We start from the raw sequence: 24,336 nt of genomic DNA, 5'->3' as shown, positions 1-24,336 counted from the left end.
CCGATCCAATCCGAGCGTCGTCGGTTTGTTGGCTTGCCAGCGTATGACCGTGGTGCTTGGGTTTGTGGCCCAGGATACGGGCCCGGGCGCTCGTAGCTCAGCTGGATAGAGCATCGGATTTCGATTCCGAGGGTCGGAGGTTCGAATCCTTCCGAGCGCGCCATTTGTCAGCCCAAAGCCGTCGAGGCTGTCCGTCCAGCGCCGAGTTGTTATCAATTCGCGACAAGACCGGTTTGCCGGGCCCGCGCCAGCGTGTCCGAGGGCGCTTCCTGGAAGGTCGCGCGATAAGCCGCGGCAAACTCGCCGAGATGATGAAAGCCCTGAGCGCGTGCGCACGCTGCGACCGACGCGCCACCGGTCCTGAGGAGCTGCGTGCGCGTGGCCCATAGCCGCTTCAGGCGGATGTATTGATGCAGGCTCATGCCACGCACTTTGGCCACCGCGCCGCCGAGGGTCCGGATCGAGACGCCAAACTCACCGGCGAGATCGGCCGTATAGATCGGGGCGGTTGGATAGGCTGCGACGTAATCGTCGATCTGCTGCACGAGCCTGGCAGATCGCGCGCCTGCATTCGGGGCGCTACGCTTCGACAGCGGCTTCGTTCGAAACAGGTCATCGAAGGCGAGCAACAGCCCTTCCTGGAGATGGGCGGCGGCTTCCGTGGTCTCGAACATGTGCGGCGCGACCGATGCGGTCCTGAGGATGTCCTGCACAAGCTGCCGCGCGTAGAGATGAGCGGCGGAGTCAGCGATGCGAACCCACAATGCGTCGGCGCGATCGAACCAGCCGCGATCCCTGAGCGTGGGCGAGAACATGATCAGCGCATGATGATTGATCTTGGGCTCGACGAAATGGCAGTCATGATTGCCGCGCAGGGCAATGAAGAAGCGCGAGTCGAGATCCATTCCGCTCGAGCTGGCGCGCAGATCGTCGATCATCGGCAGGATCACCATGCCGCCCGGCGCGCGGTAGGTGGTGTCAAGAATACGTGCAAACGATCTCGCGACGATGATCCTGCATGCCGGCAGGTTCACGATCGCCCGCGCGGCTGCGAAATTGGCGACGTCGAGCGGAATGCTGCGGGCGTCTTCCAGCGACTCGGCCGGTCGAAACGCGTCGACGTCGGTAAACCGGGTCAGCTGGAGCGCGGAAGAGGGGGCGAGAGCGTCGAAGAACATGCGTCTGGCCGGATGCTGCAATATGACAATGAAATGAACATCGGTACATGGCCATCAATGGCGAAACATAACGATTCAGTAAACAGGATTCCGGGCCGTAACAATGCGGGCCTCATGCACGAGAGCGGTCGAATCGATGTCAGCGTCAACGGTCTCGGCTCATCGGCTGCCCCGAGGGGGCATCGAAGCGCGATCAAATCGGCCATCGGCGCAGCATGACGGCTCGACGAACTTCATCTTTAATAGATCAGTTTTGGAAGCGCTCCTGCCAAGCGCCAACGCGCAAAAGCGAAGGGGCCCCGAGGGCCCCTTCAGATTTCACCAGCGGCGATAGCCGTAATAGCGGGGCCTGTAGACTCGCGGGCCATAATAGCGGGGCGGCCCATAATATCGGGGGCCGTAATACGGCGCCGGCGCACCGTAGTATCCATAATTCGGACGCCAGAAACAGCGCCCCCAAGCGTCGCAGACCATACGGACCTGCTCTACGTCCGAGACCTGCGGTGTCGCAGGTGCAGGCGCAACGGGCATGGCCGACGCCGTCGACGATGCCGCGATGGCACTGAACAGGGACGCGGCGACGAGGCCAATCTTAAGATTCATGTTCTCTTCCTCTGCTAACGCAATACAGGATATCGAAGTTGTTCTGATCAAATTGTGGCAGAACCGAAATGTAACGCTGATGAACAAATCTTCAGCTGGCTAGCCTGCCGCAGGACGAGCTCGGGTTTGAGCCCGTGGCTAATGCCGGCCTCGTCCCAAATCTTGTCGTCGTGAGCAGATTGCTTGAAGCAGTGCAATGATCAAGATGAGGACGACAAGGGCGACTGACTCGTCACGTGCGACGGACGCAAGGCGCTCATCCTGGAAAATCTCGACGACGAGATGTTTCCGAATCTTCACACCAGGGAGGTTCGTGAGGAGGCCAATCCGTCAACGGCTGCGAAGGGGGGCCGATAGGCCCGGCAGACTGCATGCGGCGGTCGGCCGCGACCGCCGCAAGACGCGGCGGCGCCCCTCAGTAGCAGGGGTGCCGCCGGCGATCCTGGCCGACATAGGCGGCCGCGCTCTGGTAGCAGTGGTTGGTCGACGGGCCGTCGTAGAAGGCGAAGGTGCCGGGGGTGATACCGGGGCCGTAATTGTGCAGATAGCTGACCGGGTAGGGCAGCGGGTTGGCGTAGTGGCGGTGATACCTGTGATGACCCCGTGCCTCCGCAAGGCCAGGGGCTAGGATTGCGGCCGACAGGGCAGCAACCGCGGCTACAAGCTTCAACCTGCTCATCTCGATTCTCCGGAACCCGCGCAAATAACTCAGTCATCTATAGCCAGTTCGAGCCGTGGAGGCACCCGTCCGGAGCCTGGAAATCGGGTCTAATCCCGCAGATTCCCGGATGGGTGTGACAGAATTGCCGGCCTGCGGTCGATGTCTGCCCATTTTTGGCCTTTTCGGGATGCTTAACGAAATCCCCACACAAGTATGGCCAAAGAAGAATTCGGTTTAGGATTCCTCCCGCCGGCCCTTCGGGGTGCTGTTCGAGGCCGGTCCATTCCTGCAAGGATTTCGCCGTCAAGCTGCCATGCGCATCACGCCCCTCAGCCTGCTGTTGCTCTTCGTTGCTGCCGCCACGCCAGCGCGCGCGGAGCTGCACATCACCCGCGACCATGGCGGCTATGTCGAGGAGTACAAGGCCAAGTACAAGCGCGTCCGCGACAAGGGCGAGCGGGTCATCATCGACGGCGTCTGCAACTCGGCCTGCACGCTGGTGCTCGGTATCGTGCCGATGAACAAGATTTGCGTGACTCCGCGCGCGAGCCTCGGCTTCCACCAGGCCTATTACGACAAGGCCTTCACCTTCGGAATCAAGGTCACCAGCTCGGAGGGGACATCCGACCTGATGTCCTACTATCCCGACACCGTGAAGGATTGGATCCGCCGCAATGGCGGGCTCACCACGGACATGAAGAAGATCAAGAACGGTGTCGATCTCTGGAAGATCATCGACCCCTGTCCGGAAGAATGGTGATCGGCTGACCTGAGCCGCCGCCGTCGCACCGCAGCATCGGAAATTCGCGTTGCCGCACCGCCCCCGCTCGGGCAATGAGGGGGCAATGAATTATAATCAAGATCATCTGGCCGCGCGGGCGGCGCCGGTGCTGTTCGTCGTGCTCTGGAGCACGGGATTCATCGGCACGAAATACGTCATCAACAACGCCGATCCCTTGACCTATCTCGCCATCCGCATGGCGGTGGTGGTTGGCCTGATGACGGTCATCGCAGGCGTTGCCCGCCCGAAATGGCCTGACCGCATCGGCATCGCGCACAGCGCAGTCGCCGGCATTCTCGTTCACGGCTTCTATCTCGGCGGCACCGCGATTGCGATCGCGCATTCAATTCCGGCGGGACTTTCCGCGCTCATTCCGGGCCTGCAGCCGATCCTGACCTCGACCATCGCCAACCGCTGGCTCGGCGAGAAAGTGACGGCAGTGCAATGGGGCGGCCTGCTGCTCGGTCTCGGCGGTGTGGCGTTGATCCTGCACAACCGGCCCATGACCGGCGAGGCCGGGCTCGGCTGGCTCGCCTCGGTGGTCTCGCTGATCAGCATCACGCTAGGCACGCTCTATCAGCGCCGCTACTGCAACCACATCGACTGGCGCGCCGGCAATCTCGTGCAATATGTGGCCGTCACGATCTTCTTCGCGGTCGCGGCCTTCCTATTCGAAGACCGTGTCGTACACTGGACGCGGGAGTTCGTGCTTGCGCTCGGCTGGCTTGCGGTGGCGCTCTCGATCGGATCGATTGGACTGCTGTACTGGCTGATCCGCCATGCCGCGGCGACGTCGGTCGCGAGCCTGTTCTATCTGGTGCCCGCGGTGACCGCACTGATGGCCTATCTGCTGTTCGGCGAGAAGCTCGATGCGCTGGCGATCGCCGGCATGACGATGTGCGCGGCCGCGGTGTTCGTGGTCAACCGGCGCTTCGGCGCGTAGGCCCGGCTGCCGGAATACATCCCTGACGTGCGGGGCGCGTCGTGTTAGGCTGACCGTATTTCAGCCGCCCTTTCACACGGTGATTTCCATGAAGAAGGCGAAGCGCGCACTGCTCGGCAGGTACCTGAAGCCGGTTCGGATTGCCTGCATCAACTACGCCAGGGAGGCGATCAGCGACCGCGAGATGAGCCAGCTCACAGCGGCGCTGCAGAAGTGCTACGACAAGCATTTCCTGCCGGTGTGGGGCTATCCGGTCGACCTCTATGTCACGCGCAAGCCGAAGGCCACCGACTGGCAACTGGCCTATTTTGACGATGCTTTGCACAAGAACATGCTCGGGCGCCATGAGCTGACCCATCGCGGCCAGCCGATTTCGAAGATCTTCGTCAAGGCGCTGGGCGAGGAGCCGATCAGTGTGGCGGCCTCGCACGAGCTGTTCGAGATGGTGCTCGACCCCATGGCCAATCTCTGGGCCGACAAGAATCCGAACACCCAGTATGCCTATGAGGTCTGCGACGCGGTGGAGGAGGACTCCTTCGAGGTCGACGGCTTGCCGATGTCGAACTTCGTCTATCCGTCCTGGTTCGAGCCATTCAAGCATCCCCGCGGCACCAGGTTTGACCACAAGGGAACGCTGAAGGCGCCGTTCTCGATGACCGAGGGTGGCTACGTCATCAAGAAGGTCAACGGGAGGAAGGTGATCAAGGCGTTCGGTTCGCCTGCGAAGCGGCGGCGCTTCAGCGCCGAAGACCGGCGCGGCCATCGCAGCGAGTTTCGCGATCCGAAGGGAAAGCACCACCCGGGCCGGCGGGCAGCGAAGCGGAGAGGGTAAGGCCTGTAGAGGAGACATCTCCGGGCGCGCGCGCACCCGGAGATTTGGTATCGTGCAGCGATCAGCGCCTGGCGTTCTTTTTCTTCTTGGCAGCCTTCTTCGCCGTTTTCTTGGCGGATTTCTTGGCGGATTTTTTGGTGGCCTTTTTCACGGACTTCTTGGCTGCCTTCTTCGACGACTTCTTGGTGGCCTTTTTGGCCTTCTTCTGCTTGGAAGCCTTCTTTGTCTTCTTCGGCGCGACTTTCTTCGCGACCTGCTTGGCGGCCTTCTTCACCTTTTTTACGGCGGTGACTGCGGCGTCCTTGGTCGCTTCCACGGCGCTGGTGATTGTTTCCATCGCCTGCTCGGTGATCGGCTTATCGTCGTCCATATCGTGTCCCCCACGGTTTGCATGGAGCGATGACGATAGCGGGTTTCATAATTGTGTCAAAGCAACGCTCAACCTTTGCGGATCTTTGCGTAAGCGGCGAGCGCGCGCTCGCGGCCCTTGGCATGATCGACGATCGGTTGCGGATAGGTCTTGCCGAGCGTGACGCCGGCGCCCGCAAGCTCGATCGGTGTCGCCTGCCAGGGCTGATGGATCAGCTTCACCGGCACGTCTTTCAGCTCCGGCACCCAGCGCCGGACGTAGGCTCCATCGGGATCGAACTTCTCGCCCTGGAGCGTCGGGTTGAACACGCGGAAGTAGGGTGCGGCGTCGGCGCCACAGCCCGCGACCCACTGCCAGTTGGCGGGATTGCTGCCGGCATCCGCATCGACCAGCGTGTCCCAGAACCAGGCTTCACCATCGCGCCAGTCGATCAGGAGGTGCTTGACCAGGAACGAGGCGACCACCATCCGGACCCGGTTGTGCATCACGCCGGTGTGCCAGAGCTCGCGCATGCCGGCATCGACGATGGGATAGCCGGTGCGGCCGCGTTGCCAGGCGACGAGCGACTTCTTGTCTGACTTCCAGGGGAAGTCGTCGAAATTGGTTTGCAGGTTTTCGGTGGCAAGGTTCGGATGATCGTGGAGCAGATGGCGGCAGAACTCGCGCCAGCCGAGCTCGCTCAGGAACTTGTCGACGCCGGATCCGAGCTCCGGATTTTCGGCCGCGGCGAAGCGCGCGGCGTGCCAGACCTGGCGCGGGCTGAGCTCGCCAAACCGTAAATGCGGCGAGAGACTTGAGGTCCCTTCAAGATCGGGGCGGTCGCGGTCGCCGGCATAAGTGCGCGCGGTGTGCTTGAGGAAGTCGCGCAATCGCACGCGGGCGGAGGCTTCGCCTGGCGTCCAGCTCTCGCGCAGGCCGCCGGCCCAGTCGGGTTTGGTCGGCTCGAGCGTCCAGCTCTCCAGCCGATCGCTTGCGATCTTCGCCGCCGGGCGAAGCTCCTTCGGCGCAGGCAGCGGTTTGGGCGGGTCGCCCATCGCCAGCACCCGCCGCCAGAACGGCGTGAACACGCGCAGGCCCCGGCCTTCCTTGGTGCGGATCGCTGAGGGCGGAACGAGCAAGTCGCCGGGAAAATTTTGCGAGTCCACGCCGAGCTTTGCCAGCACTGCTTCGAGCTGTTTCTCGACGGCCTGATGCGGGGTCTGAGCGATCGTATTCCAATAGACGGCGCTGGCGCCGCTTTCGCGCGCCACGTCAGGGATCACCCTGGCGCCCTGTCCCTTGCGCAGGACGAGCGATCCGCCGCGCGCAGCGATATCGGCGGCGAGCGCGCGCAGCGATTGCGCCAGCCACCAGCATGCAGCGCCGCCGGGTGCTCGCCCGGTTGCATCGTTGAGCACATAGAGGCAGATCACTGGCGCGCCGGATTTGGCGGCGGCGTGCAGAGCGGGGTGGTCGGACAGGCGGAGATCGTCGCGGAACCAGACGATAACCGGCGGGGCGCTTGGCATGGGGCGGAAGACTCGCTCTACAGGCCCTTAATATACGCAAGGCAACGGCAGAGTTTCATGCGCGTTGCGACCGAGGCCCTTAGCGATGAAACCCCTCACGCATCACGCCGTAATTGATGGCATCCTTAGATGTGTCCGCGCTGCGGATGGGGAAGGCCACCAGTGAACCGCGTCGCCGTGCTCTATGCCGCAACCCTGATCGTCCTGACCGGGCTGGATTTCCTGTTCCTCGGCCTGGTCGCCAAGGGCTTTTTCACCGCGCAGGTTGGCGACATGCTGGGCGAGATCAAGCCGGTTCCGGCCGTGCTGTTCTACCTGCTCTATGTCGTTGGCGTGCTCATCTTCGTCAGCGGCGCAACGGCCGCGACATGGCAGTCGACGCTGCTCTATGGCGCGCTGTTCGGGCTGTTTTGTTATGCGACGTTCGATCTCACCGCGCTCGCGCTCTTGAAGCACTGGAGCTGGCCGGTCGCGCTCGTCGACATCGGCTGGGGCGCGGTGGTGACCGCGGTCTCGTCGACCGCGGGTCTGTTGGTGGCGGAACGTGTGACCGGATAGGGCCCTTTACTTCGGCTGCGGGACGATCCGGATATAGGGCTTCGGTTCTTTCCAGCCCTGCGGGTAGATCGTCTTGGCCTCGTCGTTGGAGACCGAGCCCGAGATGATGACGTCCTCGCCCTGCTGCCAGTCGGCCGGCGTCGCGACGCGATGCTTGGCAGTGAGCTGGAGCGAGTCGATCACGCGCAGGATTTCCTGAAAGTTCCGGCCCGTGGTCATCGGATAGACCAGCACCAGCTTGATCTTCTTGTCCGGCCCGATGATGAAGACGTTGCGGACGGTCTGGTTGTCGGCCGGCGTGCGGGTGAGGGGATCGCCCGAGGTCGAGGCCGGAAGCATGCCGTAGAGCTTCGAAACGTTGAATTCGGTGTCGCCGATCATCGGATAGTTCGGGGCGGCACCCTGAGTCTCCTTGATGTCCACCGACCATTTGGAATGGCGGTCGACCGGATCAACCGAGAGACCCATCAGCTTGACGCCGCGCTTGTCGAACTCCGGCTTCAACTTGGCGAGAGCACCGAGCTCGGTCGTACAAACCGGCGTGAAGTCCTTCGGGTGCGAGAACAGCAGCGCCCAGCTGTTGCCGATCCAATCGTGGAACTTGATCTTCCCTTCGGTGGTCTCGGCTTCGAAGTCGGGGGCGGTGGCGCCGATCGGAAGTGTCATGGCTTTACCTCATCACATTGAATTTGCTTGAGAATTTTCCTGGCCGTCATCCTCAATATATAAGGGCCTGGCGACCTCAAGTGAACCGGTTGAAGTAAAATGTGAATTCCTTCTCTGAAGAGCCCATTTTCTAGCACCATTCTGTTACAGGGGCGCCTGCGGCGAAACATCTCCACCGGGGCTTCACGGTCCCGGTTGCCCCGATAATGCCTTTTATGACCCGCATCACGCTGGCTCGACGCCCTCCGGAACCGAAATGGTCCTCGTAGCGACTAATCGGCAACCATTGAGAAAAGTCGCGCACCCCATATTGAATCGTTAACCGCCCCTTTACGCCCGCATGAAAATGCTGGTCGATCAGAAGAAATCTGGAAGTGAACTATGCCTGCCGCAGTGCCCAAGTCCGTTGAAAAGTCCGTTGAGTCGCCGTCCCTCGAACCGTCCTGCCGCGATACCGCGGCCCATGCGCTCTCCATCGTGCGCGACGGCGTGATCACGGGTGAAGGCCCGACCACCAAGGGCCGGATGCACTTTTCCCGCTCCATCGATGCCGATGACACCGCCTGGTGCGCCCGCATCCTGACGGCCACGGCCGTCAACGACCAGCCGGTCAGCCGCGCCGAAGCCGAGACGCTGTTCGAGATCAACGAAGCGGCGACCGAGCGCGCTGATGGCGGCCGGTTCGACGATTTGCTGACCAAGGCTGTCGCCCATTACGCCGCGAGCGCCTCAGGCCTGAAGGTGCCGTCGCGCAGCGTCGCGCTGGCGCAGGACATCGACATCGAGAGCTGGGCGCCGTCCTATGCCTCGAAGGTCAACCGCGAGATGCTGGAATGGATCGCCGCCCAGATGCGCGGCAAGCGCCAGAACAACCGTCGCCTGATGGCGCTGGTGGCGACCTTCCTGGGCGCCACCGCGCTGCCTCTGGCGGGCCAATTGCCGAACGTGTTCGACATTGGAATGTAAGAACGAGCAACCGAGATATTCCCGCGCCCCTTGCGAGGCGCGAGAAAGAGCGGCGGGGTTATCTCCCCGCCGTTTTTTGTTTGCCGGCGTCCGGCTCCAGGCCGAGCGTGCGACCGGGGAAGCCGGCGGCGTCGAAATAACGCTGGCTGCCGACACGCTGGACGTTGAGCAGGGTCTCGAGACCGTTCTCTGACTTCTTCTTCGATTTCTCCACGGACTTGAACGCCTTCGGCACGATGCCGTTGGGCAGCGCCTCCGACATCACGCGGCCGACCAGGCCGCCATTCTCCGAGCCGCGCACGCCGAGGAGCTGAGCCGCAGTCATGCCGACGTCGGCATTGCTGACCGGCAGCTCGTCGACGAAGCCGGCTTTGAAGTCCGGTCCGATCGCAGCCATGAAATTGTAGGTGTCGCCGCGGCTGAAGCTGCCATGCATGCCCTGGCCCTGGCGCAGCACGGTGTCGGCCACCTGCACCGAACAGTTGGTCGGCGCCTCGCCGCACTCGCTGGCATAGGAGCGGAAGTTGACGACGATCGCCGGCGTCGGGGTTGCCGCCTTGCCGCGCAGATTGATGCTCGACAGCGGCAGGGTGCCGGGGAAGCGGCCGAGTTGGTCATCGACGAACAGGCCGGAGATGTAGTCCTGCTCGAGCAACGCTCTGACGGTTTTGGCCGCGAGTTTCTTGTCTTTGTTGGGCAGATAGATCAGGTCCGAGCCGCCGTTGGTGGCGACGACGAGGTCGGGCTTGGTCGGGTCCTTGCCGAGCACGCCGTTGCCGGCCTTCGGATGGGCGTTACCGGTGACGGCCGCGTTCTTGTCGTTGGGATCGAACAGCGGCAGGTCGAGGGCCTTGGCCAGATCGAGGGCGAGGAAGCCCATCGGCAAGAAGTCGTTCGGCGTGTCGTCATAGCTGACCTTGGCCGAGGGGCTGGTCTTGCTCTCCTTGGAGATGGTCGAGAAGCCGTGGTCGGCCTGGATCATGATGTTGGTGTTGGCGGCGAGGCCGAGTTCGTCCAGCGCCTTGCGGATCTGGGCGAGGTTGTTGTCGACGTTCTTGATGCTCGCCATCGTGCTCGGGCCGTTGATGCCCGGCAGGATCTGGTTGAGGCTGTCGCCCTGGTTATGCTGGGTGCCGTCAGGATCTCGCGACCAGAACACCAGCACGAACGGCTTGTTGCGCGCTTTGAACATCGGCAGCACCACCTTGGTAGCGACGTCGGCGAAATAGGCCTGTTGCACGACGTTGGCCGTGGTGGTGCCGGGCGTCTTGGCATCGCCGGCCTTGCCGTTGTCGCCGCGGCCGGGAGTGGTGAGGGCGAGACCGGCCTTGGTCAGCGAATCCTTCATCTCGTCCGACAGCGCCACGCCGGCCTTGCTGCCGGTGGCATCGTCGATGACGATCGAGTGCTTGCCCGGCTTATCGGGATGATCGGTGTGGTCCCACTGATAGGTGGGCCGACCTTGCCGATCGCCGCCGTGCTCAGGCCCTTGTCGCGGGCCATCTTCAAGATGGTTTCTTCGTTGAGATAGTCGCCCTTGAAATGTTCGTCGATGTCGCCGAGCACGGCGTCGTTCTCGATGAAGGGGACCACGGTGTTGCCGGCCGGACCTGAGGTGTAGTTGGTCCAGATCGTGTTGGAGAACACGCCGGTATCGCCGAGATAGTGGCCGGTCGACATCGCCGAGCCATTGGCCATGGTGAAGGTCGGGAACAGCGAATGCGAGTTCTTGAAGTTAACGCCCTTGTCGCGGACCTCGGCCATCGCCGGTGCGGTCTCGGGGGTGATCTTCAGCGCGCGCAGCCCGTCCGGGATGAACAGGATCAGGTTGCGGGGCGTGTTATTCTCTGCGGAGGCAAATCCGGTGGACAGCACTGCAAGTCCAGCTGACAGCAACACCAATGAACGGCGCATCAAAATCTCCTAGCGGTGAGGCGGCTTGGCCGCCGAACCGCGGCCCCCGGCAATCGTTTAGTTTTGCTGCATGACAGTTTTGTTACGATTGCGAATGGGCGTGCAGAAGTGACGGGGAGGTGGCCGGACATCCACGGATTTGTCATGCGGAGGTGAGGAAGGCGGCTCCAGTGTGGGGGTGGCACGATCGCTTCAATATTCGCACCTCGATCTTCATCGCAGACACACCTTCGCAACCTAGCGGCGCGTTTCGCCCGAGCTTTGCTTCGTCGCCTCACCCTCATTTGAAAGAGGGCGCAGGGAAGGCCGGGAGCCGGCTGGCTCCCATTGACCGCTATGCCATGAGTAGATTGCGCTACACTGCACAGCGGGTAACAGGGCAGCCGGAGGCATCCCGGCCTTCCCTGCGCAGTGGTTTGACGGCTTATGTCGTGCTCTCCCCGGGGAGCGATGCACTATTGCCCCCGTCGCCTTGCGGATGACTGATGCGCGTGCCCGGTTGAGCCACACCCATCACCACGAGACTTGGCGCACAGACCCCGGGCGCCAGGACCACACGATTTGGCCGTACGCAAATCACACCGGTCGTACGCGCGACGGTCTCGCTCACGGTTGCCCGCCCTGCAAAACCCTTCGCGCCGATGTAACCCGCGTCCACCGCCGCCCGGCCCGCGTTCGTGACGATCGCGATACGCCCCTCTTCCTTGGGCCGGAGTGAATAATTTCTAACAAAATTCCGAATTCTAATAAAGAGAAATATTTTGCTGCTGCACGCTTGACCCAGGGCTTCGGTGTTTTGCCCGACGGGTGACGCAAGGAGTTGTGGCCGGAACGGTCATTCCGGCACGCTTGGCACTAGCGGATTTTGTGCGAGAGCCTGTACCGGCTTGACCTCCGCCGGGCTGGCTCCGCGCCTGGTTGGATCGCGCCGTTGCGAAAGCGGGGCTGCCTTGAGGGCATAGACGATCGCGATCTGGGTTCGGTTATGGAGCCGGTATTTGCGCATGATGTTGCCGATATGCGCCCGCACCGTGTTCTCCGAGATCTTGAGCTCGTAGGCGATGTTCTTGTTCTGAAGTCCGCGCGCGATGAGCATCATCAGCTCGCGCTCACGCGGCGTCGGCGTAATCAAATCTCTCGAATCCGCGCTCATCACTAGCTCCTCCCTGGCCTCTGGTTTGATGTCGTGGCCAACCCAGCATGTTCTCACTCCGTCTTGAGCGCCTCGATTGGACTAAGCTTGGACGCCTTGTGTGCAGGATAGAAACCGAAGATGAGGCCGGTCGCGATCGAAAAGGCGAGGGCAAGACCGATCGCTTCGCTGTCGATTGACGTGATCCAGCCGGCCATGCGCGCGACCGTCATCGACAGCGTGACGCCGGCGAGGACGCCGATGGCGCCGCCGAGAAGACAGAGCACGAGCGCTTCGCAGAGAAACTGCAGACGGATGTCCCGCATCCGCCCGCCGAGTGCGCGGCGAATGCCGATTTCCCGGGTCCGCTCGGTCACCGACACGATCATGACGTTCATGATGCTGATGCCGCCGACAAGCAGGGAGACCGAGGCGATGGCGACGAGCAGGAGCGCCACGGTGCGGATCGCGCCCTGCTGCGCTTCCATGGCGGCGGCCGGATCCTGGACCTTGAAGTCGTCCTCCTGACCGGCTGCGACGCGATGCCGCTGCCGCAACAGGCTTTCGATTTCGGACCGCGCGCCGGCCATCTGACCGTCGGCGGCCACCTTGGCGATGATATACGCGACTGAATCCCGGTTGATGTTGCTGGCGCTGCCGAGGAAGCGCAGCTTGGCCGTGGTGAGGGGGACGAAGGCGACGTCATCCTGCGAGGGTCCCTTGGGGTCGAGAACGCCGACCACTTCGAGCGGGACCTTCATGATCCTGATCTGCGCGCCGATGGGATCATCGCCCGGCGCAAACAGCTCGCGCGCAACCGTGCTGCCGAGGATCACGACTTTTCCGGCTGCGGCCTCTTCGACGCTGGAGAAGTAGCGTCCGGACGCGAGCTGCCAGTCGCGCACCATGAAGTGCCCGGTCGTCGTGCCGTTGATCGTCGTGTTCCAGTTCTTGCTCTCGTGAATGACCTGCGCCGTTCCGGCGATCGAGCCGGCTGCGGCCTGGATTTCCGGAATCTGCTCGAGGATGGCCTGCACGTCGCTCTCGGTCATCGTCAGCTTGGTGCCTTCCTTGAGGCGCACGCCGCCCTGATAGACCGCGCCAGGCATGATCATCAGCACGTTGGCGCCGATCGAGCGGATCTGCTCCTGGAGGCGAAGCTGTGCGCCGGCGCCGATCGCGAAAACCGTCACGATCGATGCGACGCCGATCACGATGCCGAGCATGGTGAGGAAGCTGCGCAGCGGATTGAGGCGCAAGGCGTGCAGAGCGATCTGAAAGCCCTGAAGCATCGTCATGACCCAATGCTCCGTCTGGGTAGCAACGGCACCATCCTCTCGTCGCTGACAAGCTCGCCGTCGTGCAGGCGGATGGTGCGCCGGCACCGGGTCGCGATGCCGGGATCATGTGTGATCATCACGATGGTCTGGCCGGTCTGGTTGAGTGCAGCAAATAGCGCGAGGATCTCGGCGCCGGTGCGGCTGTCGAGTGCGCCGGTCGGTTCGTCCGCGAGTACGATCAGCGGCGAGACGATCAGCGCGCGCGCGATAGCGACGCGCTGCTGCTCACCGCCCGACAGCTGTCGCGGAAAGTGATGCGCCCGGTGCAGCATGCCGACGGCTTCCAGGCTGTGCTCAGCGCGCGCGAGGCGCTCTTTGTGGCCAACGCCGCAATAGACCAGCGGCAGGGCGACGTTCTCGATCGCGTTGTGGCGTGCGAGCAGATTGTAGGACTGGAACACGAAGCCGATGCTGTGGGCGCGCAAGGTCGACCTGCGGTCTTCCGTGAGGTCGGCGACATTCGCGCCCTCGAGATAAATCGCGCCGTCGCTCGGGAGATCGAGCAACCCAATCATGTTCATCAGCGTGGACTTGCCGGAACCTGACGGTCCCATGATGGCGAGGATCTCGCCTTGCTCGACGTCGAAGCTGACATTGCGCACCGCGGTGACAGCAATCCCGTCCGTGCGGTAAGTCCTGCCGACGGATCGGAGGCTGATGAGGGGCGGGGTGGCTGTCATGATCCGAACCTGATACCGAGAAATTCCATGCCGGCCGGCCGGATTGCCTGTCCGACGGCGACCTGGCTGCCCTCGACAAGCTCTCCGCTCTTGAGCGCAACCTGCTCGGCGCCGGCCGCGCCGACGGTCACGGGGATGCGCTGAAGTGCGCCGCCGGAGGTGCGGAGCCAGACGCCGCTGCGTCCGGGAGCCGCATCCGCCCGCGCGCCCGACGGCTGGAACCGCAGCGCGGCCAGCGGCACCTTCAACACGTTGTCCTGCTGCTCGATCACGATCTTGACCAAGGCAGTCATTCCCGGCAGCAGCGCACCGTCGAGGTTGGAGGTCGACAGGACGACCGTGTAAGTGACCACGTGCTGCTGATTTTGCGGGGCCTTGCGCACCTGCCGCACCGCTGCTTCGAAACGGCGGTCGGGATAGGCATCGACCGTGAAGTGAGCGCGCTGGCCGGGCGCGATGCGCCCGATATCGGCTTCGTCGACCTGTGCGTGGATCTCCATATCCTCCAGGCGATGGGCGACCACGAAGGTGGTGCGGGACTCCAGGCCGACCGCCAGCGTCTGGCCTTCATTGACGAACCTGCCGACGACGACGCCGTCGATCGGCGAACGGATGACTGTGCGGTCAAGATCGGCTTGAGCTGCGGCAAGCACGGCGGCCTTCTCCGGCACTGCCATTCTGGCCTGGTCCAGCTCGGCCTCGATCCGACGGACGTCGGCCTGCGCGCCGTTGACGGCATAGGCATTCAGGGACATGAGGACTTCGGCCTCGCGCTCCTGGGCCACGCGTGCGGTGAATTCCGTTTGTGCGTCGTCGACTGTCGACGTTGCCACGACGTTCTGCGACTGGAGCGCCAGCTTGCGTTGCAAGGTCTTCTGCGCCGACGCCTTGATCGCCTGGGCGCTGTCGAGCTTGGCGGCCAGCACGTCTCGGCTACCTTTGGCGTTTTGCAGGTCGATCCTGGCCCGATCGAGCTTGGCTCGCTCGATGTCCACGAAGGAGTCGGCGACGGCCAGCGCCGCCTTGGCCTCGTCGACCTTGGCTGTGAAGCTGCGGGGATCGATCAGGGCAAGCGGCTGGTCCTTGCTGACGGTGTCGTTGAAGTCGACATAGACGCGGGCGAGCTGCCCGGAGAGTTGCGAGCCGACCTCGATCGTCTTGACCGGCTGCAGGGCACCGGTGACGGTGACGGTCTGCTCGATGCTGCCGCGCTGAATTGCCGCGTAGCGGAAGACTGGCGCATCCGACCCGAAGGTCGGCGTTTCGCCTGTCGCTGGCGCCAGGAGCCGCTTCGTCGAGTCATAAGCGCGCGCGGCCTTGTCAGCCGCGCTGCCGGCGGCGCCGGCGATGGCGGCCGGTCCCGCGGCGTAAGTCGCGGCGAGGCCGCATGCAGTTCCGAACAAGGCAATAATTGGCACAAATCGCATATCAAAACCCGCCTTCTTGAAATGACTTTGTTGGCGGCACATTCGAATATCGCGCTATGGTTGTAAATCATCCGAAGCAATATCGATCGTCAATATGTCGTCGCTGCGGGGGCGACGGTCGGGCATGCTTGATGATCCAGAAGTAAAGTCCGAGGGCGCGACCTTTCGTGACTTGCTGTGAATCCATGCGGGGCGTATCGATATGAGGCGCGCGGTACCGAACTCGATTGACTGACTGAACCTCCCGTATGATCTGGCCGATGCGGCCAGCAACCGGTGTTCAAGTCGGCGCATGAATGGCGACGCCATGACGCAGTCGGCGATACCGCGGCCACGAAGCAGGATTGCAGCATTCTCGATGCCGTGTCTCGCCGCGATGACGTCACCGCCGCGATCGCAGCCTTGCCATCACGAAGCCCGATATGTGAACGCCTTCACTCGTCTTCAGGGCGTGATGGCTCTAAGACATGGAATCAGTGGACCGACGCTGTTCGCGCGATCCCTACGAATTCATCCAAGCACCTTGTTATCCAAGCACCTTGTTATCGCTTGCAAGAAGAATGGATGGCTCGTTGCTCGCTCATCGAGCCCCAAGCCGGGGAGTCCGTTGCCATGAGCTCCGCCCAAGCCACAGTTTATATCGTTGACGACGAAATTTTGATTCGAAATGCGATTGGAAGTCTCTGCGAGGAGACCGGACACCAGGTGAAGTTGTTTGCCTCGACAGACGAGTTTCTCGCGGAGCGTCTTTCCGCCGGTCCTTCGTGTCTCGTACTCGACGTCCGCTTTCCCGGCACGTCTCCCACCGGCCTCGAGCTTCAGCGCCGGCTGGCCGAGACGGGCGTCCCCATTCCGATCGTCTTCATCAGCGGCCATTCCGACGTCCGCGTCTCGGTCGAGGCCATGAAGCGTGGTGCAGTCGAGTTTCTGCCGAAACCCTTTCGCGAGCAGGAAATCCTCGACGCGATCAGGCACGGCATCGAGCGCGACCGCAGGCGAATGGAGCGCGAAGACGCCGTGCGCGATGCCCGGCAGCGTGTCGAGACGCTGACGGCGCGAGAGCGCGAGATCATGCTCTTGATGGCCGAGGGGCTCGTCGCCAAGCAGATTGCGGCAAGGCTTGGCGTGAGCGAAGTGACGGCGAAAGTTCATCGCGCCAGGATGATGCGCAAGCTGGAATTGCGTTCGCCGATCGAAGTGGTGCGGCTGGTCGACACCATGGAGCGCGATACGGCGGCGCGCGCTGCGGCAGGACAATCGCAGAATTAGCGTTTCGAGCGGCGACTTACCGCACAACGTCTAGTCCGTACCGATTAGCATGAACTGCAGTCTGTCGCACGGAGCACGATCGGTTCAGAGTCATCCCACGATGTCGGCCTCCTCCAAGACGGCATCCGAACCCAGTCAGACAACTCGGCTAGAAAGGGATTTTCCATGCGCAAATTGTTTTTTGCTTCCGTTGCCGTACTCGCTCTGTCCTCCGCGGCTCAGGCTGCCAACACCGCGACCACGGTGCAAATCGGCCTCGCAAACGGCTCCAGCGTGGACCAGCAGGGCCACGTGAATGACTCCTCGACCACGTTCCAGCTCGGCCTCGTGAACGCCGCGAGCACCATGCAGGGCACGACCTCTCCGTCGCTCAACAATGCCAGCTCGGTGACCCAGATTGGCGTCTTTGGCAACGCAGCCACCACTGGGCAGGTTGCCACCGGCAACAACGGCAGCTCGATCAGCCAGTCCACGCTCTTCGGCCTCGCGCCGAACAACTCCGCCGGCGTTGGGCAGTTGGGTGGCGGAATCAACCTCAGCACCATCACGCAGCACTAAGCCAGCCCCGTGTCGGCCCGGGCGCGTCCATCGAGCGGCGCGTCCGGACGATACTCGACACGCCATGCTCGAAATGACCGCGATCAGAATGCCTGAACGGGGCCGCGGGTCGACGGCCGATATTTTGCAGAGGATATGACATGCGCACGACATTTCTCATCACGACGGTCGTCACGCTGAGCGCGCTGGCCGCTGTCGATGCCCAAGCCGCCAACTCGGTTAGCGTGTTGCAGTTTGGTGCGACAAATCTCTCGTCCACAACGCAGACTGGCCCGGTGAACAATACCGCGACGACGCTGCAATTCGGGGCCTTCAACCAGGCATCGAGCGTGCAACTCGGTTCATTGTTTTCGGTCAATTCAGTGACGATTGGACAGGGCGGCACGACGGCCACCGCGACCAATACCGCTGCGGCTGGCCAAGTCGGAGGCGCCAACACGAGCTTGATTGGCCAAATCGGGTTGAACAACGCCGCCGGGGTATCCCAGCTTGGCATTCTGAACGGCTCCACGATTCTGCAGCAGGCTCCGTGACCTGGGATCGTGTGGTGATTAGGCGGATATTGTGGAGGCATATGATGAACAAGCATCTTCTGGTCGTCGCGGCGGCGGTTCTCGTCTCCTGTTTCACCGCGAACGGACCCGCCCGGGCGCAGGGCGTTGACATCAAGACGATCGTTTCGGTCAACGGGCCGCCCGTCATCGTGAACCAGGGCAGCTCGCTCAACATGGTTGGCGTATTCCAGATTGGCGGCACGACCAGCGCGACCGTTACCCAGAACGGCAGCAACAACGCCACCGGCATCCTGCAATTCGGCGGAACGAACTCGGCGTTGGTCGGGCAGGCGGGGGTGAATAGTTTTGCCTTTGTCGGCCAGACCGGCCAGTCGGCGACGAGCGTCCTGTCTCAGTTCGGTTCCATGAATACGGGGGCGATCGCGCAATTCGGCGCGTTCAACTCATCGACGGTGATCCAGACCAGTCCGTGAGCCAGCACGACCTCGCCGTCGTCGGAGACGTGACGTATTGATGGGGGAAGGCGATGAGACATCCCAGACAGCTCCTGGCGTTGGCGGCGTTGCTGGCGACCATCAGCGTTACTTCCGAGGCAACCGCAGGATCCAGACCGTCGCCAGCCATCGGTGGTGGGTTCGCACCCTCCTGGACCAACCGGAACGTGAGCATCGAGACGGTCGTGGAGTTCGGCAATAACCCGCAGCCGGTCACGATCGTCGAGAACAGCCGGATCAACATCGCGCGCGTGATCGAAATCGGAACGGGAACCGTCGATGCGACGATTGTCCAGAACGGGACGCGCAACTATGTCGATGTGATTCAGGTTGGCAGCACGACCAATGCGCTGATTGGACAGTCGGGCGTGAGCAACATCGCCGATATCACCCAGGTGGGCAATTCGACCAATGCGCTTCTGCTTCAGATTGGTGACATGAACACGGGCGCGATCAGGCAGTTCGGGCGTTTCAACTGGCTGGCCATATTTCAATTCGGACGATGATCGAGACGAAGAGGTGTGACATGAAGTTTCTCCTGCTCGCATCCGGAATGACGCTCATGACCGCAATTGCGATGGCGCCCGCCGGCGCCGCCGAATCCGGTGACGGTCACACCACTGTGGTCCAGGACCAAAACGGAACCGCAATCATTACGCAAAGTGGCGATCCCGCACAGGCCGAGGTCAAGGTCGACAAGGAGCCGGGCCGCACCACGGTCTACCGCCGCAGTGGCGGCAATACTGCGATCGTGTCGCAGGGCTCCGGAAATGCGCAGGACATGCTGGACTGGCTGCGCAAGCAGCAGGGTCGCTGACGCCCGCCATTCCCGGCAACGAAGTCCCGAACTCCGACGAAAATTCCGGGCGTTCTGCCGCACCGGGTTCCCTGTTAATCCCGTGCCTTAACCAACAATTAATTATACGTTTGCGGGTGGGCGACAGCCCGGCCTAGCGTGTGGTGGGGAGCCGCTATCCGCGAAGCCAAACGAGTTGGTGCGTATCATGATGTCCAGATCAAATGGGGCCTTGCTCGCCTCGCTCAGCGCAGCCGCGCTGCTCCTTAGCCCCAGCGACAGTTTTGCACGACCGGGCGGCGCCGCTCCGCATGGCGTGATGTCGGCTGCCGCGCCGTCGCCGACAGCGCGTCCGCCGATCGCGCCGGGCGCCCGGTTCCGCGGTCGAAACAGTTCATTTGTCTATTGGCCCGGCGGAGGCGGCTTCTTCAACGACGGGGCAGCCTACAGCCAGCCCTTCGCCGATGCCGGACAGCCTGTCACCAAAGACGTTCGCTATACCTACACCTACGACGTTCCCTGGGACTGGGTGCATCGCTTCCCGCCGAACGTCGTGCCGTCCGACCGGCCCTATGTACCGAGTTGTCCGACGGAATCAGTGACGGTGCCCGGCCGCGGCGGCGGCGAGCACACCGTCAACATCATGCGCTGCTACTGAGCAGCGCACTGCATTAGAGGATGCATCACAAAACTCCTGCCGCGGCCGCCTGGTCGCGGTCGGATTGTTTCTGCCTGACGTTCGCGAGCTCGCGGCTGCAAGTCGTAAAAGACGTCGTCCCCGGGCGCAGTCCGAACTGACCGCAGACGTCTCGATCCTCATCTGCAATGACGCGCGCGAGCTCAATCTCGGCGGCCTCGCGTAGCGCCGGAGCCGAGACGAGCGCGCACAACCCCAAGGCCGTCACAACGGCAAGCATCAGTGCAGCCGCGACTGTGGGGCGCTGCATCTCGTCGGTCGCGCTATGAGAAGGTCGTGCCTTGCCTCTCGCTTCGGTCATGAAATCCTCTCCCGAATGAAACATCGATGGTCAGAAAAATGATCGTCGAGCCGCCCGACAAATCGCCGGATACAACACCAATACCCGCTGCGTGGCAGCGGGAACGTGAAACAGATTACAAATTTCAAATCGGCGGATTGAGAGTCGGTACTAGCCCAGTTCAAAACTGGTTACGCCGAACACGCGGTCGAGCCGCAGTGACGGGGCCGCTCCAGTGTACATTCGCGCCGTTTCAAATGTCGGCTTCAGGCCAATGGATTCCGCGAGCACCATAGCATCGCGGTTCATCGCTGGGATGTCGAGCACAATCTCATTGCTTCCGGGACTCGTCAGCAAAGCCTGCAGGACGGCCTCCGCCGCGGAGCGGTCATCGGCTACCAGCGGGCCGATCTTGTGGCCTGTCCTGCAGGGGCGGATCACACCCCATGCGGCGAGCTTGCCGTCGCGCACCAACGCGCGTCCGACGTGTTCAGGCGTGCCGATCCAGGCGCGCAGGAAGGCCGCGCGCGGGGCAGGGAAGACGGTGGTATCGTCGGCTTCCACGAGCGCGAACGGGATCGTGTCGAGCGCCACGACATCGGCGGGCGGACGGGACGGGGCCTCGACGATGCCGCTATAGCGGATATTGGCGTAAGCAAGCTGGAAGCCGGATTTCCTGTAATTGTCCTGCTGTGCCACGACGCCGTCGAGACCGATCACGCGCGCACCCGCATGCGCGATCGCGGCGTTCCAGATGCGGAGGCCGTGACCTTTGCCACGACAGCCCGCGCGCACGATGTAGAAGCCGAGGAAGGCGAAGCGGTCGTCGTAATTGACGCAGGAGACGGTCGCGACCGGTTCGCCGTCGATCTCGCCGACGAAGAAGCCTTGCGCGTCCGGAATTGCGAAGCAGGCGGCGTCGCGCAGGCCGGGATTCCAGCCCTCGGCTGCCGCCCAGTCGATCGCGATGGAGATCTCGGCGGGACGCAAATTGCGGATATGCAAATCGCTCATGTCACGTGGCTCCGTGGCGATGGACCTGCGGGCAAGTCTGGCTGTAGAAGGCCTGATGACAGGCTGAGCCTTCGCAGACTGAATCTTGGGTTCGCCTCAACGCTATCACAGGGAAGATCGGTCATGGCAGCAGAGAAGGTCGCACTCGTCACCGCAGGCGGCAGCGGCATGGGGGCAGGAGCCGCGCGGCGGCTCGCAGCCGACGGCTTTCGCGTGGGCGTCCTGTCGTCCTCCGGCAAGGGCGAGGCACTGGCGGCCGAACTCGGCGGGTTCGGCGTAACGGGCTCGAACAAGTCCAATGACGATCTGAAGCGCCTCGTCGACGGTGCGCTGGCGAAGTGGGGGCGCATCGACGTGCTCGTCAACAGCGCCGGCCACGGCCCGCGTGCGGCGATCACGGAGATTACCGACGAGCAATGGCACCTCGGCCTCGACACGTATCTCCTCAACGTGATCCGTCCGACCCGGCTGGTGACCCCGGTGATGCAAACGCAGAAGGCGGGCGCCATCATCAATATCTCGACCGCCTGGGCGTTCGAGCCGAGCGCGATGTTTCCGACCTCCGCAGTGTTCCGTGCCGGCCTTGCCGCTTTCACCAAAATCTTCACCGACACCCATGCGCCCGACAACATCCGCATGAACAACGTGCTGCCCGGCTGGATCGACAGTCTGCCGCAGACCGATGCGCGCCGCGACAGCGTGCCGATGAAGCGCTATGGCAAGGTCGAGGAGGTCGCGGCCACGATCTCGTTCCTCGCATCCGACGGCGCGGCCTACATCACGGGCCAGAACCTCCGCGTCGACGGCGGCCTGACACGGGCGGTGTGAGGTCGCGTCTCAGTGTGACGCCACCAGCCTCGCCAGCGCGGGGAGGATCTTGTAACGCGCGATCTCGTGCGGATAGTCGCCGCGATTGGCGAGCAGCACGATGCCGGTCCGCCGCGCCGGCACCAGGCCGATATAGCCGGAGGCGTTGTTGAGGCCGCCGGGCTTGTCGATGACGGTAACGCCTGGCAGGTGCACGGTCTCCCAGGCCATGGCTTGGCCGAACCTGTCCTCGACACGAAAACTTTCGCGCTGCGTCATCCGCAGCGCGTCGCGCAAATGAGGATCGATCGCGCGGCCATCGACGCAGGCGGCAGCGAATGTCGCAATATCCCGCGCGGACGAGAACATCTGGCCGGTGCCGGGGAAGTCGAAATAGCTCTGCTGGTTGCCGATCGGGCCGATCGCGGTACCCTGGTCGGAATAGCCCTGCACGACGCGCCGCTTGGCGGCCTCGTCCATGATCGCGCCATTGTCCGGTCCGCGTTCGGGAATGGACGTGGCGTGCATGCCGAGCGGTGTGAGCATGCGGCTCTCGATCAGCTTTGCGATCGGCATGCGATAGCAGCGCTCGAGCACGAGCTGAAGCAGCACGTAACCGGCATGACTGTAGACGCGCTGCTTGCCGGGCGCGATGCCCGCAGGCGGTGTCCATGCGTTGAGCATGGCGATGAACTGCGCCTGCGAGTAGGAGTCGTTCGGCCAGGGCGGGTGATCGGTCGGCAGCAGCAGCCCCGATGTGTGCGTGGCGAGCTCGCCGACTGTGACGCGGCGGATGTAGTCGCCGGTGAGCTCCGGCAGATAGGTCGGCAGGCGATCGTCGAGGTGCAGCTCGCCGCGGAGCGTGCCGAGCGCCACCAACGTCGCCTCGAACGGCTTTCGCAAGGAGGCGAGGTTGAACAGCGTGTCCGGCGTCACCGGGCGTTTGGTGGCATCGTCCGCGAAGCCGTAATTGAAGAATTCGACATGACGGCCGGCATAGAGCGCGGCGGCGAGCCCGCCCGGATGCTCCGGCGTCACGGTCGGTGCGAGTTCGGTGGCGACGATGTCGCGCATCTGCGCGATCAAATCGGAATCCGCTGAGGCGCGGCGCGGCCCTGCCAGCGCGATCGCAACGGGAACAAGCGCGGCGCGAGCGAGAGATCGCCTTGTGATTTGCGGTGAGATGACAACAGGCGGCACGTGCTCTGACTGATCATGCGGTGGCCCCGGGAAGCATCTTAGCGGGGCGGGTGCAGCGTCCAACTCACGATTGCGCGTGGCAGGTTCCATATCCGAGGTCAGGAAAATAGTTAGCTTTTCAGCTAACAATCATTGACGCAGCGCTGCTGCAGGTCTATAGTTAGCTGAATGGCTAACCAATTATCCCAGCTCGACCATGTGTTCGCAGCGCTCGCCGACCCTACACGGCGTGCAATCGTGATGCGGCTGTGCGCCGGCGAAGCCTCGGTCGGCGAGCTCGCCGATCCCTTCGATATGGCATTGCCGAGCTTCATGAAACATATCCACGTCCTCGAGGCGAGCGGCCTCGTGTTGTCGGAGAAATCCGGCCGCGTGCGCACCTGCCGCCTCAGTCCGGATGCGCTCGTCGGTGCGGAAGACTGGTTCCAGCACCAGCGTGCGATCTGGGAGGCGCGGCTCGACCGCTTCGAGGCCTATGTGATGAAGCTCAAGAAGGAGAGGGCGGCCGCCAAGCGGCCGTCCAGGATGACGGACAAGACGACCAACAAAACAAGTAAACGGAAAGGTGCCGAGTGATGACGAATTCTGCCAACGCTGCCCTGTCGCAATGGTCGATGGACCGCGAGATCGTGATGTCGCGCGTGATCGACGCGCCGCGCGATCTGGTGTTCGAGGCATGGTCCGACCCAAAGCACCTGCCGCAATGGTTCGGGCCGAAGGGATTCAAGATCGAGACCTTCGAGATCGACGTGCGGGTCGGCGGCGTCTGGCGCTTCAACATGATCGGCCCCGACGGCACCGTCTATCCGAACCGCATGCGCTTCCGCCGCATCGAGCGGCCGTCCTTCATGGAGATGGACCATGGCGACGACCAGGACGATGACCCCGGCATGTTTCGCTTCACCATCACCTTTGCAGAGCAGAGCAACGGCAAGACCGTGCTGATGATGCGGCAGCTGGCCGCGACCACCGAGCAGCGCGACGGCATGATCGGCTTCGGCGCCGTCGAGTATGGCTACCAGACGCTGGACAAGCTCGCTGCTTATGTCGGCGGATTGAAAAAGTGATCTCAATACTGTCGTTGCGGATTATCGCTTTGCGAGGCTGGTAACGACGGTCTATCGCCCTGCTGAAGAGGCCGCGGAGC

The 24,336-nt window shown here is 62.9% G+C and carries 28 protein-coding genes, 1 tRNA gene and 1 pseudogene; 16 read left to right on the top strand and 14 right to left on the bottom strand.

The window, feature by feature from the left end; all coding sequences use genetic code 11:
* Positions 1 to 86 precede the first annotated feature (86 nt).
* Positions 87 to 163, top strand: a tRNA-Arg gene (locus ABIA96_RS24665).
* Positions 164 to 212: 49 nt separating this feature from the next.
* Here ABIA96_RS24665 and ABIA96_RS24660 read toward each other — a convergent pair.
* From ABIA96_RS24660 to ABIA96_RS24645, 3 genes are all read right to left on the bottom strand, one after another.
* Complete coding sequence (locus ABIA96_RS24660) at positions 213 to 1,178, bottom strand: AraC family transcriptional regulator (RefSeq protein WP_354139648.1); 966 nt, start codon at positions 1,176 to 1,178, stop codon at positions 213 to 215.
* A gap of 318 nt (positions 1,179 to 1,496) precedes the next feature.
* Positions 1,497 to 1,781, bottom strand: a complete 285-nt coding sequence (locus ABIA96_RS24655) for a hypothetical protein (protein ID WP_354139647.1) — start codon at positions 1,779 to 1,781, stop codon at positions 1,497 to 1,499.
* A 415-nt stretch (positions 1,782 to 2,196) separates the two neighbouring features.
* A complete protein-coding gene (locus ABIA96_RS24645; RefSeq protein WP_354139646.1) occupies positions 2,197 to 2,460 on the bottom strand; it encodes a hypothetical protein in 264 nt (87 codons plus the stop codon).
* Positions 2,461 to 2,755: 295 nt separating this feature from the next.
* Between ABIA96_RS24645 and ABIA96_RS24640 the strand changes: the two genes are divergently transcribed.
* The 3 genes from ABIA96_RS24640 to ABIA96_RS24630 all read left to right on the top strand — a co-directional run bounded on the left by ABIA96_RS24640 (position 2,756) and on the right by ABIA96_RS24630 (position 4,998).
* Positions 2,756 to 3,202, top strand: a complete 447-nt coding sequence (locus ABIA96_RS24640; RefSeq protein WP_354139645.1) for a hypothetical protein — start codon at positions 2,756 to 2,758, stop codon at positions 3,200 to 3,202.
* 85 nt (positions 3,203 to 3,287) lie between these two features.
* Positions 3,288 to 4,166 carry a DMT family transporter gene (locus tag ABIA96_RS24635; protein ID WP_354139644.1) on the top strand — a complete coding sequence of 293 codons (879 nt, stop codon included), beginning with the start codon at positions 3,288 to 3,290 and terminating at the stop codon, positions 4,164 to 4,166.
* Between the two features lie 88 nt (positions 4,167 to 4,254).
* Complete coding sequence (locus tag ABIA96_RS24630) at positions 4,255 to 4,998, top strand: hypothetical protein (protein WP_354139643.1); 744 nt, start codon at positions 4,255 to 4,257, stop codon at positions 4,996 to 4,998.
* A gap of 61 nt (positions 4,999 to 5,059) precedes the next feature.
* Here the strand turns inward: ABIA96_RS24630 and ABIA96_RS24625 are convergent, their stop codons facing one another.
* Positions 5,060 to 5,368 carry a histone gene (locus ABIA96_RS24625; RefSeq protein ID WP_354139642.1) on the bottom strand — a complete coding sequence of 103 codons (309 nt, stop codon included), beginning with the start codon at positions 5,366 to 5,368 and terminating at the stop codon, positions 5,060 to 5,062.
* Between the two features lie 68 nt (positions 5,369 to 5,436).
* On the bottom strand, positions 5,437 to 6,876 hold the full coding sequence (locus tag ABIA96_RS24620; RefSeq protein ID WP_354139641.1) for a cryptochrome/photolyase family protein: 1,440 nt from the start codon (positions 6,874 to 6,876) through the stop codon (positions 5,437 to 5,439).
* A 162-nt stretch (positions 6,877 to 7,038) separates the two neighbouring features.
* Here ABIA96_RS24620 and ABIA96_RS24615 point away from each other — a divergent pair, with 162 nt between their 5' ends.
* Entirely contained in the window at positions 7,039 to 7,434 is a 396-nt protein-coding gene (locus tag ABIA96_RS24615; RefSeq protein WP_354139640.1) for a DUF2177 family protein, read from the top strand.
* A 6-nt stretch (positions 7,435 to 7,440) separates the two neighbouring features.
* Here the strand turns inward: ABIA96_RS24615 and ABIA96_RS24610 are convergent, their stop codons facing one another.
* On the bottom strand, positions 7,441 to 8,100 hold the full coding sequence (locus ABIA96_RS24610) for a peroxiredoxin (protein WP_354139639.1): 660 nt from the start codon (positions 8,098 to 8,100) through the stop codon (positions 7,441 to 7,443).
* Positions 8,101 to 8,481: 381 nt separating this feature from the next.
* On the opposite strand from ABIA96_RS24610, the gene ABIA96_RS24605 reads away from it, so the two are divergent.
* Entirely contained in the window at positions 8,482 to 9,066 is a 585-nt protein-coding gene (locus tag ABIA96_RS24605; protein WP_354139638.1) for a hypothetical protein, read from the top strand.
* 58 nt (positions 9,067 to 9,124) lie between these two features.
* On the opposite strand, the pseudogene ABIA96_RS24600 reads toward ABIA96_RS24605, so the two are convergent.
* The 5 genes and pseudogenes from ABIA96_RS24600 to ABIA96_RS24580 form a co-directional block, all read right to left on the bottom strand.
* Positions 9,125 to 10,980: pseudogene (locus tag ABIA96_RS24600) on the bottom strand (alkaline phosphatase family protein).
* Positions 10,981 to 11,815: 835 nt separating this feature from the next.
* Entirely contained in the window at positions 11,816 to 12,133 is a 318-nt protein-coding gene (locus tag ABIA96_RS24595; protein WP_354139637.1) for a response regulator transcription factor, read from the bottom strand.
* 53 nt (positions 12,134 to 12,186) lie between these two features.
* Entirely contained in the window at positions 12,187 to 13,410 is a 1,224-nt protein-coding gene (locus ABIA96_RS24590; protein WP_354139636.1) for an ABC transporter permease, read from the bottom strand.
* Positions 13,407 to 14,132, bottom strand: coding sequence for an ABC transporter ATP-binding protein (locus ABIA96_RS24585; RefSeq protein WP_354139635.1), 726 nt, complete (start codon positions 14,130 to 14,132; stop codon positions 13,407 to 13,409). The genes ABIA96_RS24590 and ABIA96_RS24585 overlap by 4 nt, the downstream gene beginning before the upstream one ends.
* Positions 14,129 to 15,559, bottom strand: coding sequence for an efflux RND transporter periplasmic adaptor subunit (locus ABIA96_RS24580; RefSeq protein ID WP_354139634.1), 1,431 nt, complete (start codon positions 15,557 to 15,559; stop codon positions 14,129 to 14,131). The genes ABIA96_RS24585 and ABIA96_RS24580 overlap by 4 nt, the downstream gene beginning before the upstream one ends.
* A gap of 612 nt (positions 15,560 to 16,171) precedes the next feature.
* Between ABIA96_RS24580 and ABIA96_RS24575 the strand changes: the two genes are divergently transcribed.
* The 7 genes from ABIA96_RS24575 to ABIA96_RS24545 all read left to right on the top strand — a co-directional run bounded on the left by ABIA96_RS24575 (position 16,172) and on the right by ABIA96_RS24545 (position 19,849).
* Complete coding sequence (locus ABIA96_RS24575) at positions 16,172 to 16,828, top strand: response regulator transcription factor (protein ID WP_354139814.1); 657 nt, start codon at positions 16,172 to 16,174, stop codon at positions 16,826 to 16,828.
* 165 nt (positions 16,829 to 16,993) lie between these two features.
* Entirely contained in the window at positions 16,994 to 17,386 is a 393-nt protein-coding gene (locus ABIA96_RS24570) for a curlin subunit CsgB (protein ID WP_354139633.1), read from the top strand.
* A 140-nt stretch (positions 17,387 to 17,526) separates the two neighbouring features.
* Positions 17,527 to 17,919: a curlin gene (locus ABIA96_RS24565; protein WP_354139632.1), complete on the top strand. Its 393-nt coding sequence runs from the start codon at positions 17,527 to 17,529 to the stop codon at positions 17,917 to 17,919.
* A gap of 44 nt (positions 17,920 to 17,963) precedes the next feature.
* The gene (locus ABIA96_RS24560) at positions 17,964 to 18,374 is read left to right on the top strand and encodes a curlin (protein ID WP_354139631.1); all 411 of its coding nucleotides are present in this window, start codon (positions 17,964 to 17,966) and stop codon (positions 18,372 to 18,374) included.
* Between the two features lie 188 nt (positions 18,375 to 18,562).
* Positions 18,563 to 18,901 carry a curlin gene (locus ABIA96_RS24555; protein WP_354139630.1) on the top strand — a complete coding sequence of 113 codons (339 nt, stop codon included), beginning with the start codon at positions 18,563 to 18,565 and terminating at the stop codon, positions 18,899 to 18,901.
* Between the two features lie 20 nt (positions 18,902 to 18,921).
* Positions 18,922 to 19,212 (top strand): hypothetical protein, encoded by a 291-nt coding sequence (locus ABIA96_RS24550; RefSeq protein ID WP_354139629.1) that lies wholly within the window; start codon positions 18,922 to 18,924, stop codon positions 19,210 to 19,212.
* A gap of 187 nt (positions 19,213 to 19,399) precedes the next feature.
* Positions 19,400 to 19,849 (top strand): hypothetical protein, encoded by a 450-nt coding sequence (locus ABIA96_RS24545; RefSeq protein ID WP_354139628.1) that lies wholly within the window; start codon positions 19,400 to 19,402, stop codon positions 19,847 to 19,849.
* Between the two features lie 25 nt (positions 19,850 to 19,874).
* On the opposite strand, the gene ABIA96_RS24540 is transcribed toward ABIA96_RS24545, so the two are convergent.
* Positions 19,875 to 20,189, bottom strand: a complete 315-nt coding sequence (locus ABIA96_RS24540) for a hypothetical protein (RefSeq protein WP_354139627.1) — start codon at positions 20,187 to 20,189, stop codon at positions 19,875 to 19,877.
* A gap of 150 nt (positions 20,190 to 20,339) precedes the next feature.
* A complete protein-coding gene (locus tag ABIA96_RS24535; RefSeq protein ID WP_354139626.1) occupies positions 20,340 to 21,182 on the bottom strand; it encodes a GNAT family N-acetyltransferase in 843 nt (280 codons plus the stop codon).
* A gap of 123 nt (positions 21,183 to 21,305) precedes the next feature.
* Between ABIA96_RS24535 and ABIA96_RS24530 the strand changes: the two genes are divergently transcribed.
* On the top strand, positions 21,306 to 22,010 hold the full coding sequence (locus ABIA96_RS24530; RefSeq protein WP_354139625.1) for an SDR family oxidoreductase: 705 nt from the start codon (positions 21,306 to 21,308) through the stop codon (positions 22,008 to 22,010).
* 9 nt (positions 22,011 to 22,019) lie between these two features.
* Here ABIA96_RS24530 and ABIA96_RS24525 read toward each other — a convergent pair whose 3' ends face one another.
* Complete coding sequence (locus ABIA96_RS24525) at positions 22,020 to 23,075, bottom strand: serine hydrolase (RefSeq protein ID WP_354139624.1); 1,056 nt, start codon at positions 23,073 to 23,075, stop codon at positions 22,020 to 22,022.
* Between the two features lie 282 nt (positions 23,076 to 23,357).
* On the opposite strand from ABIA96_RS24525, the gene ABIA96_RS24520 reads away from it, so the two are divergent.
* Together ABIA96_RS24520 and ABIA96_RS24515 are read left to right on the top strand one after the other, a co-directional pair.
* Positions 23,358 to 23,765, top strand: a complete 408-nt coding sequence (locus ABIA96_RS24520) for an ArsR/SmtB family transcription factor (protein WP_354139623.1) — start codon at positions 23,358 to 23,360, stop codon at positions 23,763 to 23,765.
* Positions 23,765 to 24,256, top strand: coding sequence for an SRPBCC family protein (locus tag ABIA96_RS24515; RefSeq protein ID WP_354139622.1), 492 nt, complete (start codon positions 23,765 to 23,767; stop codon positions 24,254 to 24,256). The genes ABIA96_RS24520 and ABIA96_RS24515 overlap by 1 nt, the downstream gene beginning before the upstream one ends.
* Positions 24,257 to 24,336: the final 80 nt, after the last annotated feature.

Origin of the sequence: Bradyrhizobium sp. LB11.1 (genome assembly GCF_040549385.1) — a bacterium.
Taxonomy (GTDB): domain Bacteria; phylum Pseudomonadota; class Alphaproteobacteria; order Rhizobiales; family Xanthobacteraceae; genus Bradyrhizobium.
This window is presented reverse-complemented; position numbering and strand designations above follow the sequence as displayed.

What these genes read in the sequence shown, in the direction of transcription:
- ABIA96_RS24610 (WP_354139639.1), bottom strand. Translation starts at nt 8,100, where the DNA reads ATGACACTTCCGATCGGCGCCACCGCCCCCGACTTCGAAGCCGAGACC.
- ABIA96_RS24630 (WP_354139643.1), top strand. Translation starts at nt 4,255, where the DNA reads ATGAAGAAGGCGAAGCGCGCACTGCTCGGCAGGTACCTGAAGCCGGTT.
- ABIA96_RS24660 (WP_354139648.1), bottom strand. Translation starts at nt 1,178, where the DNA reads ATGTTCTTCGACGCTCTCGCCCCCTCTTCCGCGCTCCAGCTGACCCGG.
- ABIA96_RS24565 (WP_354139632.1), top strand. Translation starts at nt 17,527, where the DNA reads ATGCGCACGACATTTCTCATCACGACGGTCGTCACGCTGAGCGCGCTG.
- ABIA96_RS24620 (WP_354139641.1), bottom strand. Translation starts at nt 6,876, where the DNA reads ATGCCAAGCGCCCCGCCGGTTATCGTCTGGTTCCGCGACGATCTCCGC.
- ABIA96_RS24530 (WP_354139625.1), top strand. Translation starts at nt 21,306, where the DNA reads ATGGCAGCAGAGAAGGTCGCACTCGTCACCGCAGGCGGCAGCGGCATG.
- ABIA96_RS24515 (WP_354139622.1), top strand. Translation starts at nt 23,765, where the DNA reads ATGACGAATTCTGCCAACGCTGCCCTGTCGCAATGGTCGATGGACCGC.
- ABIA96_RS24595 (WP_354139637.1), bottom strand. Translation starts at nt 12,133, where the DNA reads ATGAGCGCGGATTCGAGAGATTTGATTACGCCGACGCCGCGTGAGCGC.
- ABIA96_RS24535 (WP_354139626.1), bottom strand. Translation starts at nt 21,182, where the DNA reads ATGAGCGATTTGCATATCCGCAATTTGCGTCCCGCCGAGATCTCCATC.
- ABIA96_RS24550 (WP_354139629.1), top strand. Translation starts at nt 18,922, where the DNA reads ATGAAGTTTCTCCTGCTCGCATCCGGAATGACGCTCATGACCGCAATT.
- ABIA96_RS24570 (WP_354139633.1), top strand. Translation starts at nt 16,994, where the DNA reads ATGCGCAAATTGTTTTTTGCTTCCGTTGCCGTACTCGCTCTGTCCTCC.
- ABIA96_RS24640 (WP_354139645.1), top strand. Translation starts at nt 2,756, where the DNA reads ATGCGCATCACGCCCCTCAGCCTGCTGTTGCTCTTCGTTGCTGCCGCC.
- ABIA96_RS24585 (WP_354139635.1), bottom strand. Translation starts at nt 14,132, where the DNA reads ATGACAGCCACCCCGCCCCTCATCAGCCTCCGATCCGTCGGCAGGACT.
- ABIA96_RS24545 (WP_354139628.1), top strand. Translation starts at nt 19,400, where the DNA reads ATGATGTCCAGATCAAATGGGGCCTTGCTCGCCTCGCTCAGCGCAGCC.
- ABIA96_RS24575 (WP_354139814.1), top strand. Translation starts at nt 16,172, where the DNA reads ATGAGCTCCGCCCAAGCCACAGTTTATATCGTTGACGACGAAATTTTG.
- ABIA96_RS24560 (WP_354139631.1), top strand. Translation starts at nt 17,964, where the DNA reads ATGAACAAGCATCTTCTGGTCGTCGCGGCGGCGGTTCTCGTCTCCTGT.
- ABIA96_RS24635 (WP_354139644.1), top strand. Translation starts at nt 3,288, where the DNA reads ATGAATTATAATCAAGATCATCTGGCCGCGCGGGCGGCGCCGGTGCTG.
- ABIA96_RS24645 (WP_354139646.1), bottom strand. Translation starts at nt 2,460, where the DNA reads ATGAGCAGGTTGAAGCTTGTAGCCGCGGTTGCTGCCCTGTCGGCCGCA.
- ABIA96_RS24590 (WP_354139636.1), bottom strand. Translation starts at nt 13,410, where the DNA reads ATGACGATGCTTCAGGGCTTTCAGATCGCTCTGCACGCCTTGCGCCTC.
- ABIA96_RS24540 (WP_354139627.1), bottom strand. Translation starts at nt 20,189, where the DNA reads ATGACCGAAGCGAGAGGCAAGGCACGACCTTCTCATAGCGCGACCGAC.
- ABIA96_RS24655 (WP_354139647.1), bottom strand. Translation starts at nt 1,781, where the DNA reads ATGAATCTTAAGATTGGCCTCGTCGCCGCGTCCCTGTTCAGTGCCATC.
- ABIA96_RS24520 (WP_354139623.1), top strand. Translation starts at nt 23,358, where the DNA reads ATGGCTAACCAATTATCCCAGCTCGACCATGTGTTCGCAGCGCTCGCC.
- ABIA96_RS24625 (WP_354139642.1), bottom strand. Translation starts at nt 5,368, where the DNA reads ATGGACGACGATAAGCCGATCACCGAGCAGGCGATGGAAACAATCACC.
- ABIA96_RS24605 (WP_354139638.1), top strand. Translation starts at nt 8,482, where the DNA reads ATGCCTGCCGCAGTGCCCAAGTCCGTTGAAAAGTCCGTTGAGTCGCCG.
- ABIA96_RS24580 (WP_354139634.1), bottom strand. Translation starts at nt 15,559, where the DNA reads ATGCGATTTGTGCCAATTATTGCCTTGTTCGGAACTGCATGCGGCCTC.